Here is a 15,858-nt window from a genome sequence, read left to right as displayed (position 1 = left end):
ATTCTCCACACGGCACGTCTACACAACATTGTGATAAATTCAAACCTTGCCGTTCCCCGAAACGGGACGTCGAGGGCGCCGTCCCCTACAATTCTACCCCGACTTCATCACGCCGCAAAATCGCTTTGCTCTTTGCGGATTTACGTTGTAATTGGAGATAGGATAGGCGGTGCAGATTTCTACTCCGTTATTACTTTTGATAAGAAGCACAACTTTTGTGTGCTTTTTCTCATTATATCTGCACCTAGTCGGCTGTCGCCGAATGAGGCTCTGCCTCAAACTCCGCTAGGGGCTTTGCCCCTAGACCCCACAAGCCCTCTAGCACTGGGCTTGAGCGTGCGCTTTATCTCTCGCTTCGCTCGGTGCTTGGGGGGCAGCTTTGCTCATTCCTCACTCCTCACTTAAACTCCCCTCCCCCCTTGATTTTTCCCGTAATATGTAGTATAATAAATGAAATAGTGCATAATAACAGAAAAATTCTTACAGAGAGGATCTTTATAAAATGGAAATAATCAATAAGTCCGATGAAAAACTCCTTGCAGAATATGAACAGTTCGCAAGCACCAGCAAATACGGCAATTTCATGCAATCCCTCAAATGGCCGAAAGTAAAGGACAACTGGGGCTGGGACGCTGTTATCTCCCGTGACGCTGACGGCAATATCCGTGGAACTTGCCTTATCATAATCAAAAAAGTGCCTATTTTCGGTGTTACTTTTATGTATGCCCCTCATGGCCCTGTTTGCGACTGGTCTGATAAAGAGGTCATGACCGACCTTTTCGAGGGCGTAAAAGCACTTGCAAAGAAATACAAATGCTACCAGTTTATGTGGGATCCTTGTTTCGAGGAGGGCGACGACAAGTGTACAAAGCTTATCGAGGACATGGGCTTCAAGCACATACACAAGGCGGCTGAGCTGACCACTATTCAGGCTCGTAATAACTATATGCTCAGAAATATCGAGGGCAAGACCCCTGACGAGGTCATGGCGACTTTCAAGCCTGACTGGAGAAACCGTATCAGAAAAGCCCCTAGAAAGGGCGTTTACTGCAAGGCTTGCGGCACTGAGGCTCTTGACGATTTCTACCCTCTCATGCAGGCAACAGGTATCAGAGATGGCTTCTCTATCCGTTCAAAGGAGTATTTTGTAAAAATGCTCAATGGTCTTGGCCCTGAACACTGCCGACTTTTCATGTGCTATGTTGACGAGGACGGCAAGCAGATACCGTTGTCAGGTGCAGTAACAACACAGTATGCAGGCAAGACCTGCTATGTTTACGGTGCTTCCGCAAACCACCACAGAAACCTCTACCCTAACTATCTTATGCAGTGGACGATGATAAACTGGGCACTTGAGGGCAAAAACTACATCTACGATTTTCAGGGCATACCATTCTACAACGATGAAACAAACCCTAACTACGGCGTATACAAGTTCAAAAAGGGTTTTAACGGCGAGGTCGTTACCTATGAGGGTGAATTTTTCTACATTTTCAAGCCTTTCATGAAGAAAGTCGTAGACTTCTGCGAAAAGATAGTTATGGATAGACACGAACGCAAAAGACAGAAGCTTCTCAAAAACAGAAATAAGGATATGCAGTAGACGGCAATAGATTAAATTTAAAAATTTTTGAACAGTTTATACATTTTTACCCATTCTTTACACAGACAACATTTGATTTTTACTTATATGTGATATGATTTACAAAGAGGTGAGCAAGGTGCATAAAGGCGTTATAAGGACCTTGTGGCTCATTGCCGCATTGAGCCTGGTGCTGAGCTATGCTGTGATGTGCATTGCATGGCTTTCAAAGGGCTGTCGCTATGGAGCGCAGTTTTGCATAAACGTTTTTATGAGAGCGCTTCCTCTTTGTCTTATATTCCTGTGCATCGTCGAGCTTGCAGGGCTTTTCATATGGGTCTTCAAAATAAAAAAGCTCGAAAGGCTCTACGCTAAAAAGGGCGGCTGTGACGAATATTTTGAGCTTCTTGAAAAATATCTTCTCAGGCAGAACAAAGATAAGGGCCACGGGTTTTTGAAGCTTGCCGCTGTTTACATTTCAGAAAAACGCTTTGAAAACTGTTTTCTCACACTTGACCGTATAGCTTTTGATAAGCTTACCCCCTCAGATCAGAACAAGTATTTTGAACTGCTTCTTTACGGCAGACTCATGTCAGGAGATATTTCTCAGGCAAACGAGATATTTGTTTCAGCAGAGCATTACTTCAAGCGAGGTCTTCTCGATAAACGCAATGGGCAAATGCTTTTCACCATTGGTCTGCTGGAATATTTCAACGAACGCTTTGAAGCGGCGGTGAAGTTTTTTGACAGTGCAGAGAAAAGCCGTGACGCTGACAAGACGCTTCGGTGCAACTGTGAGCTTTACAAGGGCGAGTGTTTTCTCGCTCAGGGTGATGTGAGATCGGCAAAGGCTTCGGCTGAAAAAAGTGCGGCGCTCGTTAGTGACGATAAGCAGGAAGCACAGCTTAGAAAGCTGATGACACAGGTAGAAAAAGCTTACATCAGAACAAAAGAAAAGTCTGCTGATACGAAAGCAGACAACACCACGGAAGGAGGATATGCCTTTTAAGGCATAGAAACAAGTATGATAATAAACGCACTCAGAGGCTTTTGCATGGCTCTTGCGGACAGCGTTCCGGGAGTTTCGGGAGGAACTATAGCATTCCTGCTGGGCTTTTATGACAGCTTCATAAATTCCCTTAACGACATTATGGGACGTGACAATGCAAAGCGTAAAAAAGCATTTTTCTTTCTTATAAAGCTTGGCGTGGGTTGGGTGATCGGTATGCTTCTTGCAGTAAGCGTTCTTGCCAACGTGTTTGAAAGCGGCATCTACAAGGTAAGCTCGCTGTTTCTGGGCTTTATCATTCTGGCGATACCGGTCATGATAATGGAAGAAAAAGAGAGCATTAAGGGCAAATATTACAACATCGTATGGGCTGTTATCGGCATTGCTATCGTTGTGGGCATTTCCCTTATAAATCCCTCCGGCAGCGGCACTGATGTTTCTCACATGAATATAGGCACAGTGATATTCGTTGTTCTTGCAGGAATGTGCGCAATATCTGCAATGGTGCTTCCCGGCATTTCAGGCTCCACCATACTTCTCACATTCGGTCTTTATATGCCTGTTATCACGGGAATAAAAGAGTTCCTTCATCTGAATTTCGAGTATTTCGGACTCCTCTGCTCTTTGGGTATCGGCATTATACTTGGGGTGTTCATTACCCTCAGGCTTATCAAAAAGGCTCTTGAAAAGTTCAGAAGCCAGACTATCTACTGCGTTATCGGCATGATGATAGGCTCACTGTACGCCATAGTTATAGGTCCTACAACGCTTAAAGAGCCTAAAGACCCTATGTCTTTCGGCACATTCAGCATCGTATTTTTTATCATCGGTGCGGCGATCGTGTTCGGTATTCAGGTAGCAAAGAGCGTGTATGACAAGAAACAGCTTGCCAAGGCTGAAGAAAAGATAGAAGAAGAATAGATATTATATCAAAACGAACGAATATATATAAAGGCTCAATTTCTGAATCATAGAAATTGAGCCTTTTGCTGCAAATAACGCAAGTACACTTTTTCTGAACACATATCGTATGGCCTATATGCCCACCTAGCAAATTCATATTCTTGTGATTATATAAAAACTACCGCCCTTACTGTCCCCTTTTGCTGTTCATTCTTCCAAAATCAGCATTTTATACAATTGAACGCCTTGACAATTATGCAACTATACCATATAATAAAATTAGACAAATACTATATCCTGTATTATATTCCAAACATAATATGACAGCTATTGCAGAAATAGCATATCAGCGTCTATGATTTCTACAAATCATATGCCTGCCCTATGTAAAAAGTGTTTAAATTTTAGGGGCGTTTGGCATTTTTTCTTGCAAAAATTGTCGGCTTGTGGTATAATTATCAGCAGCAGGGGCGTGTTATTCCCCCAACGGGTGAAAACTATCCTTATTTCTCAAACGTTTTCGCCAATACAGTAATAAAGGTGCAGAGCGCAAAGCTCGACTTGAAAGTATATAGGAGGTAAAGATTTATGGCAAATAGTGCTGTAGAAAAAACAATTTCCACGCAGGAACTTAAAGAAAAGCTTCTTGACGTTCTTCACAACGATTTCCAGACAACACCTGAGGACGCTTCCGATCAGCAGGTATACGAGGCTCTTTCTAAGATCGTTGTAGGCATTCTTAAAGCTAAGAGAAGAAAGTTCACCGTTAAAACTCAGTCTGAGGGCAAGAAGAAGGTCTACTATCTTTCAATGGAATTTCTTATGGGAAGAAGCCTTAAGACTTCTCTTTATAACCTTGAAATGCAGAAGCAGGCTACAAAGGTCCTTAAAGACATGGGCATTTCTATAAACGGCATTTACGAGTGTGAGCCTGACGCAGGTCTTGGCAACGGTGGTCTTGGAAGACTTGCTGCCTGCTATCTTGACGCTCTTGCTGCAGACGGCTACCATGCTACAGGCTATTCTATCTGCTATGAATACGGTATCTTCAAGCAGAAGCTGGAGGACGGCTGGCAGACCGAGCTTCCTGACAACTGGCTCCCAGGCGGCTCTGTATGGCTCGTTCCTGTTCCGTCAAAGGCTGTCGAGGTTCGTTTTGACGGCGAGCTTAAGGAATACTGGGACAATCAGTATCACTGCGTAACTCACGAGAACTACACATCAGTTATGGCTGTTCCATACGATCTGTTCGTATCAGGCTACAACAGCGAGGCAGTTTCAAAGCTCAGACTTTGGAAAGCTGAAATGGCTGACTTTGATATGTCAATGTTCAATCAGGGCGACTATCAGAAGGCTCTTAGCAAGAACATCATTTCACAGGCTATCACAAAGGTGCTTTATCCTAACGACAACCACGCAGAGGGCAAGTCACTCAGACTTAGACAGCAGTATTTCCTTTGTGCTGCTTCTATCGGCGATATCGTAAATCAGCACATGAGCGTTTACGGCACACTTGACAATCTCCATGAAAAGGTAGCTATCCACATCAACGATACTCACCCAACACTTGCTATCCCAGAGCTTATGAGGGTTCTTCTTGATGATTGCGGCTATTCATGGGACAAGGCTTGGCACATCGTTACAAACACATTTGCATACACAAACCACACTGTAATGCCTGAGGCTTTGGAGAAGTGGGACTGCAACCTCCTCAAGAGCGTTTGCCCTAGAATCTTCTCTATCATTATCGAGATAAACGAGCGTTACTGCAAGGATCTTTGGGAGAGATACAAGGATCAGGCTAAGGTTTCACATATGTCTATCGTTGAGGACAACAAGGTGAAAATGGCTACACTTTGCGTACACGCTTGCCACAGCGTAAACGGCGTTGCAAAGATACACTCTGAGATCATCAAGAAAGAAACATTCAAGGACGAGTATCTTGACACACCAACAAAGTTCAAGAACGTTACAAACGGTATCGCATACAGAAGATGGCTTTATCAGTCTAACGAGGGTCTGACAGATCTCCTCTGCGAGAAGATAGGCGACGGCTTCCTCAAGAATGCCGCTGAGCTTTCAAAGCTTGCTGTATTCAAGGACGACAAGGACGTTCTTGACAGACTTGCAAAGATCAAGCTTGACAACAAGAAGAGTTTTGCAAAGTATGTAAAGAATCAGTATGGCGTTGTTCTCAACACTGACTCTATCTTTGACGTTCAGGTAAAAAGACTTCACGAATACAAGAGACAGCAGCTCAACGCTTTGAACATCATAGCACAGTACAACTACCTCAAGGCTAATCCAAACGCTGATTTTGTACCAAAGACATATATCTTTGCTGCAAAGGCTGCTCCTGGCTACTACATGGCAAAGCAGATCATCAAGCTTATCTGGAACATTTCTCAGGAGCTGAAAAAGGACAAGAAGCTCAACGAGAAGCTCAACGTTATCTTCCTCGAGGACTACAACGTATCACTTTCTGAGATACTCATGCCAGCGGCAAACATCTCTGAGCAGATCTCACTTGCTGGTACAGAGGCTTCAGGTACAGGTAACATGAAGCTTATGATAAACGGTGCTATCACACTGGGTACTCTTGACGGAGCAAACGTTGAGATACACGAGCAGGTAGGCGACGACAACATCATTATCTTCGGTATGAACGTTGACGAGGTAAACGCTTGCAAGTCAGGCTACAAGCCTATGGACATCTACAACTCCAACGCAGTTGTTAAGCAGGCTATCGACACACTTCAGTACGGCATCAACGGACAGCAGTTCAACGAGATCGCTGACAGCCTGAAGAACTCTGACCCATACATGGCTCTCAAGGACTTCGATTCTTACCAGAAGGCACAGGCTTACGCTTCTGAGTGCTACAAGGATCAGACAAAGTGGCAGAAAATGAGCCTTGCAAACATTGCAGGCGCAGGCATTTTCTCCGCAGACCGTTCTGTTGAGGACTACGCTAGAGATATTTGGGGTCTTTCAAAGTAATTTATTAATACAAAAAATTATCGGACAGTTGCTTGGTGCGACTGTCCGATTTTTTGTACATATACGCAATTCATGAAACGATAAATTTGTAAAACCACAAGATGAGCGAAATGAACGGGACGCCGAGTGCGTCGTCCCCTACATGGTTCGAGCGATGTTTATACAATGTGAAAATCAACATAAATAGTGACGTGGGAGAAAAGCGGGCTGTCGAGGGCGCCAGCCCCTACATTGTTTGTGCGATGTTTATTCAATGTGAAAAGCAACATAAATAGTGACGTGCGAGAAAGGCGGGCTGTCGAGGGCGCCAGCCCCTACATTTTTTTAACACACAAAAAAGGACGGCTTTTCTTCGCCGTCCTTTTGATTTCTAATTTAGTCCTCGTCAGCAAGTGCAAAATCTATCTTGCCCGAATTTACATTTGCGTTTATCACCTTTACTCTGATAGGGTCGCCCACACGATATTCCATTCCGTTTGTGAGGTTTTTCAGGCTCACCATATCGTCGCAGACATATTCGCCGTCAGGCATATTGTCAGTGTGAAGAAGTCCCTCGCAGGTGTCAGGAAGTGCGATAAAAAGACCGAACTCAACGGCTGAAACCACTGTTCCCTGAAACTCCTCACCGATATGAGCGTTCATATACTCAGCCTTGTAGCAATCCTCACAGCTTCGCTCCACCTGCATTGCGGTAAGCTCCGTCTTTGTGGACTGGTCAGCTGAGGCGTAAACGAACTTGTTGAACTTTGTGGCGCACTCCTCTGCACTGCTGCCACTGAGAAAAGCTGACATTATCCTATGGATAGTCAGGTCAGGGTAACGTCTGATAGGTGAAGTGAAGTGGGCGTAATCCTCCAGCGCAAGTCCGAAGTGACCCACAGGCTCGGTGGAATATCTTGCCTTTGACATACTCCTCAGAACGATATTGTTCATGATAAGGTCGATATCAGTACCCTTTGCGGCTTTGAGTATCTCAGACATATCCCCAGGGCAAGCCTTTTCGCCCAGCTTATACTGGACGTTGAGCTTGACAAGCGCTTCTCTCAGGGATTCAAGCTTCTCGTCTGACGGCTCTTCGTGGATACGATAAACGAACGGCAGGTTATTATCCATGCCAAATCTTGCGGCACACTCGTTTGCAACAAGCATAAAGTCCTCTATTATCTCCTCGCTTCTTCCACGGGTACGCCTCTCAACGCCCACGCAGATATCCTCGTCATTGATGATAAGCTTGCTCTCAGAGGTTTCAAGCTCAGGACAGCCACGGTTTTTCTTGTTTTTGTACAAAATATCCGCAAGCTCATTTATAATAGGAAGCTGACCTGAAACCTCGGCATATTTTTCTTTAAGTTCAGCATCGTCACTGCCTGCCAAAAGTGAATTTATCTCGGAATAAACGCCCTTTACACGGGAGCGGATAACAGTTTTTGCAAACTTATACTCGGTGATGTTGCCCTGCTTGTCGAGTTCACAAAGACATGAGAACGCAAGTCTGTCCTCCTGCGGATTGAGGGAGCAGATGCCGTTTGAAAGCTCCTTTGGGAGCATTGGGATAACTCGGTTTGCGTAATAAACGCTTGTGCCACGCTTGAAAGCTTCGTTATCCAGTTGTGACTTTGGCTGAACATAGTGGGAAACGTCAGCGATATGAACGCCAAGGAGATAACCTGTTTTGGTTCGTTCAACAGAAATTGCGTCGTCGATATCCTTTGTATCTGCGCCGTCAATGGTGAATATCGGCTTGTCACGGAGGTCAAGGCGGTTGGGTATCTCATCTTTTATCCTTGAATAATCAGACACTTCCCTAGCTTCATAGATGACCTCGCTTGGGAAAACAGGTGTCAGACCGTTGACCTCAAGGACGCTCATTGCGCAGGCGGAGGCTTTCATGGAGCTTCCATAGCTTGAAACTATCTCGCAGACGTGTTCTGAGTGCCTGTTTCCACGCTTTGTGATCTGCGCCACCACCTTATCGCCCTCGTGAAGCTCAAGACGCATTGGGTTCTCAAATGTCATTGCATATTTTGACAGCATATCAGGAACGATTTTCAGCACGCCGAACTCGCTTACAAGCTCCCCTGTGAACTTAGCAAAATTCTCCTCCACAATGCTCATGACCTCGCCCTCAGTGCAAGCTCCCTCGCCCTTGAAGGTTCTCACAAGGACGATATCGTGTGGCATTGCGCCTTTTAGATACTTGCCCACAACAAAAATTTCCTCGTCAGTGTCAAGATTTTTCACAAAGCCGTAGGTCTTATTGAGCCTTACCACCTCGCACTTGACGAATTTCTTAGGGTCAACGAGCCTTATGCCGAATTTGTCTTCCATTATCTCGCCATTTTTCTTCATTTTGTCAACGGCTTTTGTGAATTTTTCAAACTCAAAGCCCTTTCCTCTGCATGATCTCAGCAGTTCTTTGAAAGTCAGGGGCTTTTTGCCTGCTTTTTTTAATTTTGAGTATATTATTTTTCTGTAATCTAACTTCATAAATTTCCTTTCTTTTTACTGTTACTTTACTTTCCAAAAGAAAAAGCCCTGCACGGAGCAGGGCGGGCAATTATTTCTTGATCTGATAAATGATATTTACAGCAAGAGTTATCACGAATATCAGTATCGCACTTATCCTTGTCAGTCTGTTAAGCTTAGCGTCCTTGGTGTTTGAACCGTTCTTTCCATAGAAAGAATCGTTATATCCACCGCCGATAGCAGATGTAAGACCCTGCTCTTTGGTGTCCTGCGCAAGAACTACAAGTATGATAACGAGGCTGGCTACGATCAGCAGTGCGCCTGCAACGATCTCAATTACGCTCATTTTTGTTCCTCCAAAACATAATTATACATTTTAATATATTATAGCACACATCTTCTCAGATTGCAAGGGGTTTTCAGAATTTTTTCAATTCTTTTTCTTTTTATCGGTGCTTTCAGCCTTTGAGGTAGTATCTTTCTGCTTCTCCACCTGCTGGATAACTGTGACGTTTGACACATCAAGACGTTTTTTCAGAAGCTCTGTGACAGTTTTGAGCTGTTCATCGGTAAGAGCCTTGTTCTCATATAGCACCACTGCTATGCCATTAACTGTTGTGGGCGAGCCTACTGAATGGCTGCTCATGTGACCGCCTGCCGCACCTGTTATGTTTGGATAAACGATAGCAAGCTCCTCGGCGATATCGCTCATGTCGATATCATAGCTCTGATAGCTGTCAAGCTGTGCCTTCAGATTTTCATTCTCGGCTTTAAGGTCGTCGTTTTCTTTCTGCGCAAGCACCTGTGCCACCTTGTTCTGTGTTTCCTCATCGTCGGCATTCTTTTCAAGCATCTTTTCGACCTCGTCAGCGGTAACACCGCTTTCCACCTCGGTCTGTGTTATCACAAGCTTATAATCTCCCAATCCGAAAGCTTTCAGCTCGCTTTGAAGCGCCTTTGTATCGGCAGTGCTTATCTTCTTGCCAAGAAGTGCCACTTCTATCATACGTTTATCGGTATCTATTGTTTTCTGCACTATCTGAGTGCCGTCAAAGTCAAAATTCTCGGTGATAAACTTCTCTGCACTGCTGTTATCCATTGTCTTTTTCACAATATCATAGCCAAGATAAATACTAGGCAGCATGGTAATAACTGTGATAAAAGCGATATTTCTGTGTATCTTTTTCAAAGCCTTCGGGGAAATATCGTTGCCATGAGGCAGCCTTAAAAGCTTCAGCACAACGATAGCCGCAAGGCAGATGAAAAAGCTGTTTATGAAAAAGAGATACAATGCTCCGCCGAAATAGTCAAGGCGGTGTCTTGCCAAGCCGTAGCCTGCGGTACAAAGAGGCGGCATGAGTGCTGTTGCGATAGCCACGCCTGGGATAACGTTGCTTTTCTCCTTACGGGTCTGACCTATTATGCCGGCAAGTCCGCCAAAAAGGGCAATAAGAACGTCCCACGCTGTAGGTGTGGTTCGGGCGAGAAGCTCGGAGGAGGCTGTGGTGATAGGTGAGATAGTAAAGTAAATAGTCGAGGTGATAAGGCAAATGACCACCTGTATGCCAAGTCTTATTGCCGCACCCTTTGAAAGAGTCAGGTCATTGGTGGCGATTCCGTAGCCTATGGCTGTGATGCCGCCCATAAGAGGTGAGATGAGCATAGCACCGATTATAACGGCGGTGGAGTTCATATTCAGACCTATGGAAGCTATAAGTATGGCAAGCATGAGGATACACATATTAGTACCCTGAAGTTTTGCGCCAGATATTATCGTATTATGTATCTCATCAGGGTTAGCCATATCCCAGCGCAGACTGAACATATTTCTAAGCCCTTGTATAAATCTGCCTTCCTGTAATTTCAAATCTCAGACCTCCTCTGCTTATTTTACTGCACCCCATGCGATGTTCTGCAAACGCCTTGCAGAATCGGTAGTGCCTGCGCCTGTCTGCTGGATAAAATATAGTATGCAGAGCTGTTCTTTTGGGTCAATGCTGAAATAACAGCCCATCCAGCCGTCCCAGCCGAAAGAGCCTTCTGACTGGATAAGTCCTGCGGTGGAAGGGTCTTCAAGGATACGCATGAAGTTACCGTAGCCGTGACCCTTTGTGCTGTCCCAGTTAAGGGTCTTGCGCTGTTCAGGTGTAAGACCGTTTCTTGTCATGAAATCGACCGTGTTTCTGCCGAGTATCCTCACGCCGTCAAGCTCGCCCTTGTTCATAAGCATTTTGGCAAACTTTGCATAGTCCTCTACAGTGGAAACAAGACCTGCTCCGCCCGACTCAAAGGCAGGAGGTACAGTGTAATCAGTAAGGCAAAGGTGGAAGTGAGTAAAAGGCTCATTTCCGCCATTTTTGTATTCATAACACTGGGCAAGTCGGCTGTACTTTTCCGCTGGGATATAGAAGCCTGTATCGTTCATACCGAGGGGTTCAAAGATCTCTTTTCTGAGAAAATCTCCGAACTTCATGCCAGAAACCACCTCGATAACAGCACCCATGATGTCAGCAGATGCACCGTACATCCACTTTTCACCAGGGGAGAACATAAGAGGACGCTTGCCCATTTCCTTTGCGAAGCTCACAGTATCCAGAAGCTTTTCGCCTTTGAGATATTTTTCAGACTGCTCGCCCCAAAGCGCACCCATTTTCTGACCTGCGGGAGTGCCGTCAGGATAAGGAATACCGGAAGTCATGGTGAGCAGGTCGCCTATGGTTATATCTCTGTCAGCAGGACGTTCGCCGTTCTCATCAAGAACCACAGGGTCGGAGAACTCAGGGATAAACCACTTGAGCAGGTGACGAGTGTCGAGCAGACCACGCTCGATAAGTATCATTGCGGCAGCGGCTGTGACAGGCTTTGACATAGAAAAGAGTCTGAAAATGCTGTCAGTTTTCATAGGGATATTTTTCTCCTTGTCAGCAAGACCAAAGCTTTTGAGATAGACAGTTTCGCCTTTATGGATAACGCTGAGAACTGAGCCTGAGAAAACACCGTTGGTTATCTCTTTTTGTGCAACAGCGTCGAGATATTTAAAATTTTCGTACATGATAGACCTCCGTGTTATGATGTTTGATATATAGGATTATAACACAGTTCGGGTGGAAATGCAAGATTTTGTGTGGCAACAAAAAAATCCGCTACCAAAAGAAAACCACCGTATTTACGGTGGTTTTTGTTCGTTTGGCGGAGATGGAGAGATTAAATATACCACTTCACACCACTTTTTATTGTTTTATAAAACTACTCGCAAACCACGCATTTACGTCATTTAAGCCGTTTTTCTTGCTCCGTGTTTCACAAGCATATATTTACAATTCAGCTTTATCGTGTATAATTCGTGTACGCAAAAACAGCCGCCTCAGATTGTTCCGAGACGGCTGAACTACTATCTGATATACTTTCTCCGACCGCAACGTATCTTCTGAACAATACGTTGTGCGTGTCTCCAATCTTTTTCCGATATCAACGGCTCATAATCACCTTGATATAAATGCCCCTTAAAGCTATAATAGCCGATGTAAACAGGGCGTGTTACTATTTTCTTTATCGACTCAGCGTTAAATGAACTTCCTCGTCGCCCATGATGCCCCATTGCGTTGACTATCTCAGCTACAGGTAGATAGGACTGATACTCAATGAATTTTTTGAAAATTAATCGAACAACTTCTGCCTCTGTTTCATTGATAGTAAGACTATCCTTTCCGTCTAGGTCATAGCCTAACACATCAGAGCAAGTCCGCTTCCCCTGTGAAGCTCTTTCAGCTAAAGCAAACGAAACTCTTTCAGCCGTCAATTCTCTCTCCATTTGGGCGAAAACACCAAGTACGCCCATCATCGCACGCCCTGTCGGTGTAGATGTGTCGAAACCCTCTGTGCAACTTACAACGCTGACGTTATGTTTTTGTAGTTTATCCCATGTATCGTAAAGATCTGCAACGGACCTTGTGAAACGGCTTAACGCCCATATCAGTATGATATCAAATTCACTGTTATACGCCGCTTCAAGCATGGCTTGACACGCTGGGCGATGTGTAATATCTTTTGCACTTATACCCTCGTCGGCATATACATTGTATACCTCATAACCTCTTGTGGCACACCATTCTGTTAGTGTTTTTCGCTGAGCAGAGAGGGAGTACCCCTCTCGTGCTTGGTCCAGCGTTGACACCCTTATATAGACCGCCGCTTTCATAGTGCAAGCAAGCCGTCTATTTCTGCAATTCTTTTTAGCAGCTTCTCACGCTCAGCTTTTAAGCTTTCCACGTCTATATCAGATACGAGCTTAACGCCCTCATGGTCCTTTATCTTATTGTAAATTGTTTCAGGCACACCCTTAACACGAACGATTGTACCCTCATCAGCTGATATCCTGGGATTTTTGGCAGAGCCGCCCGAAGTGGCAAAGCCACCGCTTATAAGCATTGCATTGTCGGAGAAAATAACCTCTCTATCACGATAGAGTCTTTTCAAAACAACGATTGAGCCAACTCTGATTTCTCCGTCCTCGTAGCCCTCTGTATAAGTGTCGAGGTCAAGATCTACTGTGACAGTGCTAACCGCACCAAGTTCTCCGCATTCACCATAGCATTCGATGAGTAACGCCTTGACGGCTTCCTTGTTCTCCTCTGGAAAGACCCAGCAAGGGGCGTTCCACTTACCCTGTATCTGCTTTGCCCCTGCGACAAAGCTTTTGTTGTACGGACTGTTGACCTTGATTTTCTCGTTTTCAACTGTAACTTTCATGTTTTTTTACCTCCGAATATTTAATCACTTTTTTCTGAAAAATACGATTACGGCTGCTACAAGAATGATTATCTCAGCCACATTAAGAATAATGCTTACGATCTCCATTTGACATTTCTCCTTTTGTGTGATATAATATCCGCAGCGGAGAGCCTTTCGGCTCTCTTGCGGAATTCCTCTTTAGTCTGTGAGCTTATCAATAAGCTGTATCAAACTGTCTAAGAGGTTTAAACTTACCTGAATGATAAGCAGCTTTAGGACGGTCGCATTATCTTCAGGTTGGCGGCTCTTTTGAGCCGCTTTTTTCTTTTTCTTACCCATTGGTTTCACTCCTTTCGTTCTTTTCTGATATTATTATACACCTTTTAAACGTGTATGTCAATGCTTTTGGAATATAAATATACACGAAAATAAAGTGCATATTTTGTATATATTGTACACTTTACAAAAGAGCATATATGTGATACTATTATTGTGAGGTGATATAATGATAAGAATAAAAATAGATGTATTGCCACGTCTTAAAGAAAATGGGTACAGCACCTATAAGCTAAGAAAAGACGGCATACTTTCCGAAAGCACTATCCAAAAGTTAAGAGAACGCAAGGTAGTATCGTTTGAAACCATTGACTGGCTCTGTGGCACTTTGGATTTACAGCCGGGCGATATAATCGAATACGTGAAGTGTGATAGCAACGATAAGTATGATTATCTTCCAATCACAACTGATAAAAAGGAAACTGCTATCGAAAAACAAGAAGAATGTGATAAATTTAAACAGCAAATAGCAGCGCCTTATCGTAGTAATACTGATAATAAAGACGATGGCGTAGTTCCATGGTAGGATTAATAGTGGCGGCATTTGTTAAAGACAAAACTGAATATTAAGTAAATCAGCCGACAAGGAATAATCCCTGTCGGCTGTCTTACTACCTACTTTATCTTCTTTGTAATCTCATCGCTGAGCTTTTTGATGAAGTTCACGCCTGCAATGCCATTCTCGCTGTACCCCCACTTTTTCAGCAGAGTATTAACTGCCTTTGCAGTACCTTTTCCGTATGTACCGTTCTTATCCATACCTACGTTGTGGAGCTTGACCGCCTTTGCAAGAAGCAGCAGCTCCTTGAGTGCAAGCACACCGTTTGTTTTGTTGCCCTGCTTGTAACCTGTCTTGTCAAGCACTTTCGCACTTATCTTGCTCTGTTTCTTTGGTCTCAGGAAGCCTGCAATATGGTCATAAGTATGCTTGACCTTAGTGCAGGCTTTTCCACTCCAGTTTTGGTCATACGAATAAAAATAATTCGTGTTGCCCTCACCAGTGCAGATTGCTATGTGACCCCAGCCGCCATTCAACGTGCCTGACCATATCGCTACATCGCCCTTTTTCGGCACGAAACTTGGTGTGTTCTTTACCTTTGTGAAATTTGCTTTCAGCCAAGTGTTCTTATCGAATAAATCCCAAAAATGGTGAGCGTCATACCAGAAATTCTTGATACCTGAGCCGAAGACCTCGTTGAAATATGCCGTTGCAAGGTCTACACACTGTTTGCCTGCTGCGCCGTCATAGTTAACAGCTACGCCATTGTGCTTCTTGATAAACTCATCATATGTCATTTTCTATTCCTCACTTTCGTTTGTATCCACTTTGCTTTCAACTGTGATTTTAAGCTTGTGTACTATCTTCACCAAGAATGACGGCAATGGTATACCTATCACCGCAAGATTTTCCAAGATAGAAATACATTCATTGATGATAAACCATATCGTCACGATAAGACCGAAGTAAAAGCTGACGTTTACCTCAATGCCTATCTGTGAAAGTCCTGAGATAAAGAGCCAATCGAGTACGCCTGACACCGCCACCACAAATATGTACCCAACTTTCTTGAAAAGCCCTTTAAGACCGACACGGCTTGAAAGTTCGCCCCTGTTCCATGCTTTCCACATTCCTGTAATGTAGTCAATGATCATCACAAGAACCAGAATGACTATAGGTATCGCCATAACACGGAAATACGCTGACAGCCCTGCGGCTATTGCTGATATGATGATTTTTGTTGTGTTTTCTTTCATTACTGTTCCTCGCTTTCGTATGTTTGTCCCGTGATTGTTGTATACTCCTCAGCCATGATCCACTTGCCGACGGCGG

14 protein-coding genes are annotated in these 15,858 nt (G+C 44.2%); 5 read left to right on the top strand and 9 right to left on the bottom strand.

Annotation, left to right across the window (positions count from 1 at the left end; all coding sequences use genetic code 11):
• Positions 1-502: 502 nt before the first annotated feature.
• The 4 genes from OCV57_RS10995 to OCV57_RS10980 all read left to right on the top strand — a co-directional run bounded on the left by OCV57_RS10995 (position 503) and on the right by OCV57_RS10980 (position 6,494).
• On the top strand, positions 503-1,603 hold the full coding sequence (locus OCV57_RS10995; RefSeq protein WP_267301591.1) for a lipid II:glycine glycyltransferase FemX: 1,101 nt from the start codon (positions 503-505) through the stop codon (positions 1,601-1,603).
• Between the two features lie 94 nt (positions 1,604-1,697).
• Positions 1,698-2,591: a tetratricopeptide repeat protein gene (locus OCV57_RS10990; protein ID WP_267301589.1), complete on the top strand. Its 894-nt coding sequence runs from the start codon at positions 1,698-1,700 to the stop codon at positions 2,589-2,591.
• 15 nt (positions 2,592-2,606) lie between these two features.
• The gene (locus OCV57_RS10985; RefSeq protein WP_347503056.1) at positions 2,607-3,512 is read left to right on the top strand and encodes a DUF368 domain-containing protein; all 906 of its coding nucleotides are present in this window, start codon (positions 2,607-2,609) and stop codon (positions 3,510-3,512) included.
• A gap of 570 nt (positions 3,513-4,082) precedes the next feature.
• A complete protein-coding gene (locus tag OCV57_RS10980; RefSeq protein ID WP_022287542.1) occupies positions 4,083-6,494 on the top strand; it encodes a glycogen/starch/alpha-glucan phosphorylase in 2,412 nt (803 codons plus the stop codon).
• A gap of 375 nt (positions 6,495-6,869) precedes the next feature.
• Here the strand turns inward: OCV57_RS10980 and rnr are convergent, their stop codons facing one another.
• The 7 genes from rnr to OCV57_RS10945 form a co-directional block, all read right to left on the bottom strand.
• Complete coding sequence (gene rnr / locus OCV57_RS10975; protein WP_267301586.1) at positions 6,870-8,981, bottom strand: ribonuclease R; 2,112 nt, start codon at positions 8,979-8,981, stop codon at positions 6,870-6,872.
• 70 nt (positions 8,982-9,051) lie between these two features.
• The gene (gene secG, locus OCV57_RS10970) at positions 9,052-9,306 is read right to left on the bottom strand and encodes a preprotein translocase subunit SecG (RefSeq protein ID WP_022287545.1); all 255 of its coding nucleotides are present in this window, start codon (positions 9,304-9,306) and stop codon (positions 9,052-9,054) included.
• A gap of 84 nt (positions 9,307-9,390) precedes the next feature.
• Positions 9,391-10,827, bottom strand: a complete 1,437-nt coding sequence (locus OCV57_RS10965; protein ID WP_267301584.1) for a DUF389 domain-containing protein — start codon at positions 10,825-10,827, stop codon at positions 9,391-9,393.
• A gap of 18 nt (positions 10,828-10,845) precedes the next feature.
• The gene (locus OCV57_RS10960; RefSeq protein WP_267301583.1) at positions 10,846-12,012 is read right to left on the bottom strand and encodes a serine hydrolase domain-containing protein; all 1,167 of its coding nucleotides are present in this window, start codon (positions 12,010-12,012) and stop codon (positions 10,846-10,848) included.
• A gap of 339 nt (positions 12,013-12,351) precedes the next feature.
• The gene (locus OCV57_RS10955) at positions 12,352-13,158 is read right to left on the bottom strand and encodes a recombinase family protein (protein ID WP_267301582.1); all 807 of its coding nucleotides are present in this window, start codon (positions 13,156-13,158) and stop codon (positions 12,352-12,354) included.
• Positions 13,155-13,709: a hypothetical protein gene (locus OCV57_RS10950; protein WP_267301578.1), complete on the bottom strand. Its 555-nt coding sequence runs from the start codon at positions 13,707-13,709 to the stop codon at positions 13,155-13,157. The genes OCV57_RS10955 and OCV57_RS10950 overlap by 4 nt, the downstream gene beginning before the upstream one ends.
• 180 nt (positions 13,710-13,889) lie before the next feature.
• A complete protein-coding gene (locus tag OCV57_RS10945) occupies positions 13,890-14,030 on the bottom strand; it encodes a hypothetical protein (protein WP_195221582.1) in 141 nt (46 codons plus the stop codon).
• A gap of 166 nt (positions 14,031-14,196) precedes the next feature.
• Between OCV57_RS10945 and OCV57_RS10940 the strand changes: the two genes are divergently transcribed.
• Complete coding sequence (locus tag OCV57_RS10940; RefSeq protein ID WP_195221583.1) at positions 14,197-14,553, top strand: helix-turn-helix domain-containing protein; 357 nt, start codon at positions 14,197-14,199, stop codon at positions 14,551-14,553.
• Between the two features lie 89 nt (positions 14,554-14,642).
• Here OCV57_RS10940 and OCV57_RS10935 read toward each other — a convergent pair whose 3' ends face one another.
• Both OCV57_RS10935 and OCV57_RS10930 read right to left on the bottom strand, forming a co-directional pair.
• Positions 14,643-15,323 carry a CHAP domain-containing protein gene (locus tag OCV57_RS10935; RefSeq protein WP_267301576.1) on the bottom strand — a complete coding sequence of 227 codons (681 nt, stop codon included), beginning with the start codon at positions 15,321-15,323 and terminating at the stop codon, positions 14,643-14,645.
• A gap of 3 nt (positions 15,324-15,326) precedes the next feature.
• Positions 15,327-15,782: a phage holin family protein gene (locus tag OCV57_RS10930; RefSeq protein ID WP_267301575.1), complete on the bottom strand. Its 456-nt coding sequence runs from the start codon at positions 15,780-15,782 to the stop codon at positions 15,327-15,329.
• Positions 15,783-15,858: the final 76 nt, after the last annotated feature.

The organism is Hominimerdicola aceti, from assembly GCF_025567495.1.
Classification (GTDB): Bacteria; Bacillota; Clostridia; order Oscillospirales; family Ruminococcaceae; genus Hominimerdicola; species Hominimerdicola aceti.
The sequence above is the reverse complement of the archived record's forward strand: the minus strand, read 5'-3'. Positions and strand labels throughout refer to the sequence as shown.

Bases quoted from the DNA above. Each gene is read 5' to 3' on its own strand.
- OCV57_RS10955 (WP_267301582.1), bottom strand. From the start codon at position 13,158: ATGAAAGCGGCGGTCTATATAAGGGTGTCAACGCTGGACCAAGCACGA.
- OCV57_RS10990 (WP_267301589.1), top strand. From the start codon at position 1,698: ATGATTTACAAAGAGGTGAGCAAGGTGCATAAAGGCGTTATAAGGACC.
- OCV57_RS10950 (WP_267301578.1), bottom strand. From the start codon at position 13,709: ATGAAAGTTACAGTTGAAAACGAGAAAATCAAGGTCAACAGTCCGTAC.
- OCV57_RS10980 (WP_022287542.1), top strand. From the start codon at position 4,083: ATGGCAAATAGTGCTGTAGAAAAAACAATTTCCACGCAGGAACTTAAA.
- rnr (WP_267301586.1), bottom strand. From the start codon at position 8,981: ATGAAGTTAGATTACAGAAAAATAATATACTCAAAATTAAAAAAAGCA.
- secG (WP_022287545.1), bottom strand. From the start codon at position 9,306: ATGAGCGTAATTGAGATCGTTGCAGGCGCACTGCTGATCGTAGCCAGC.
- OCV57_RS10945 (WP_195221582.1), bottom strand. From the start codon at position 14,030: ATGGGTAAGAAAAAGAAAAAAGCGGCTCAAAAGAGCCGCCAACCTGAA.
- OCV57_RS10935 (WP_267301576.1), bottom strand. From the start codon at position 15,323: ATGACATATGATGAGTTTATCAAGAAGCACAATGGCGTAGCTGTTAAC.
- OCV57_RS10960 (WP_267301583.1), bottom strand. From the start codon at position 12,012: ATGTACGAAAATTTTAAATATCTCGACGCTGTTGCACAAAAAGAGATA.
- OCV57_RS10995 (WP_267301591.1), top strand. From the start codon at position 503: ATGGAAATAATCAATAAGTCCGATGAAAAACTCCTTGCAGAATATGAA.
- OCV57_RS10985 (WP_347503056.1), top strand. From the start codon at position 2,607: ATGATAATAAACGCACTCAGAGGCTTTTGCATGGCTCTTGCGGACAGC.
- OCV57_RS10930 (WP_267301575.1), bottom strand. From the start codon at position 15,782: ATGAAAGAAAACACAACAAAAATCATCATATCAGCAATAGCCGCAGGG.
- OCV57_RS10940 (WP_195221583.1), top strand. From the start codon at position 14,197: ATGATAAGAATAAAAATAGATGTATTGCCACGTCTTAAAGAAAATGGG.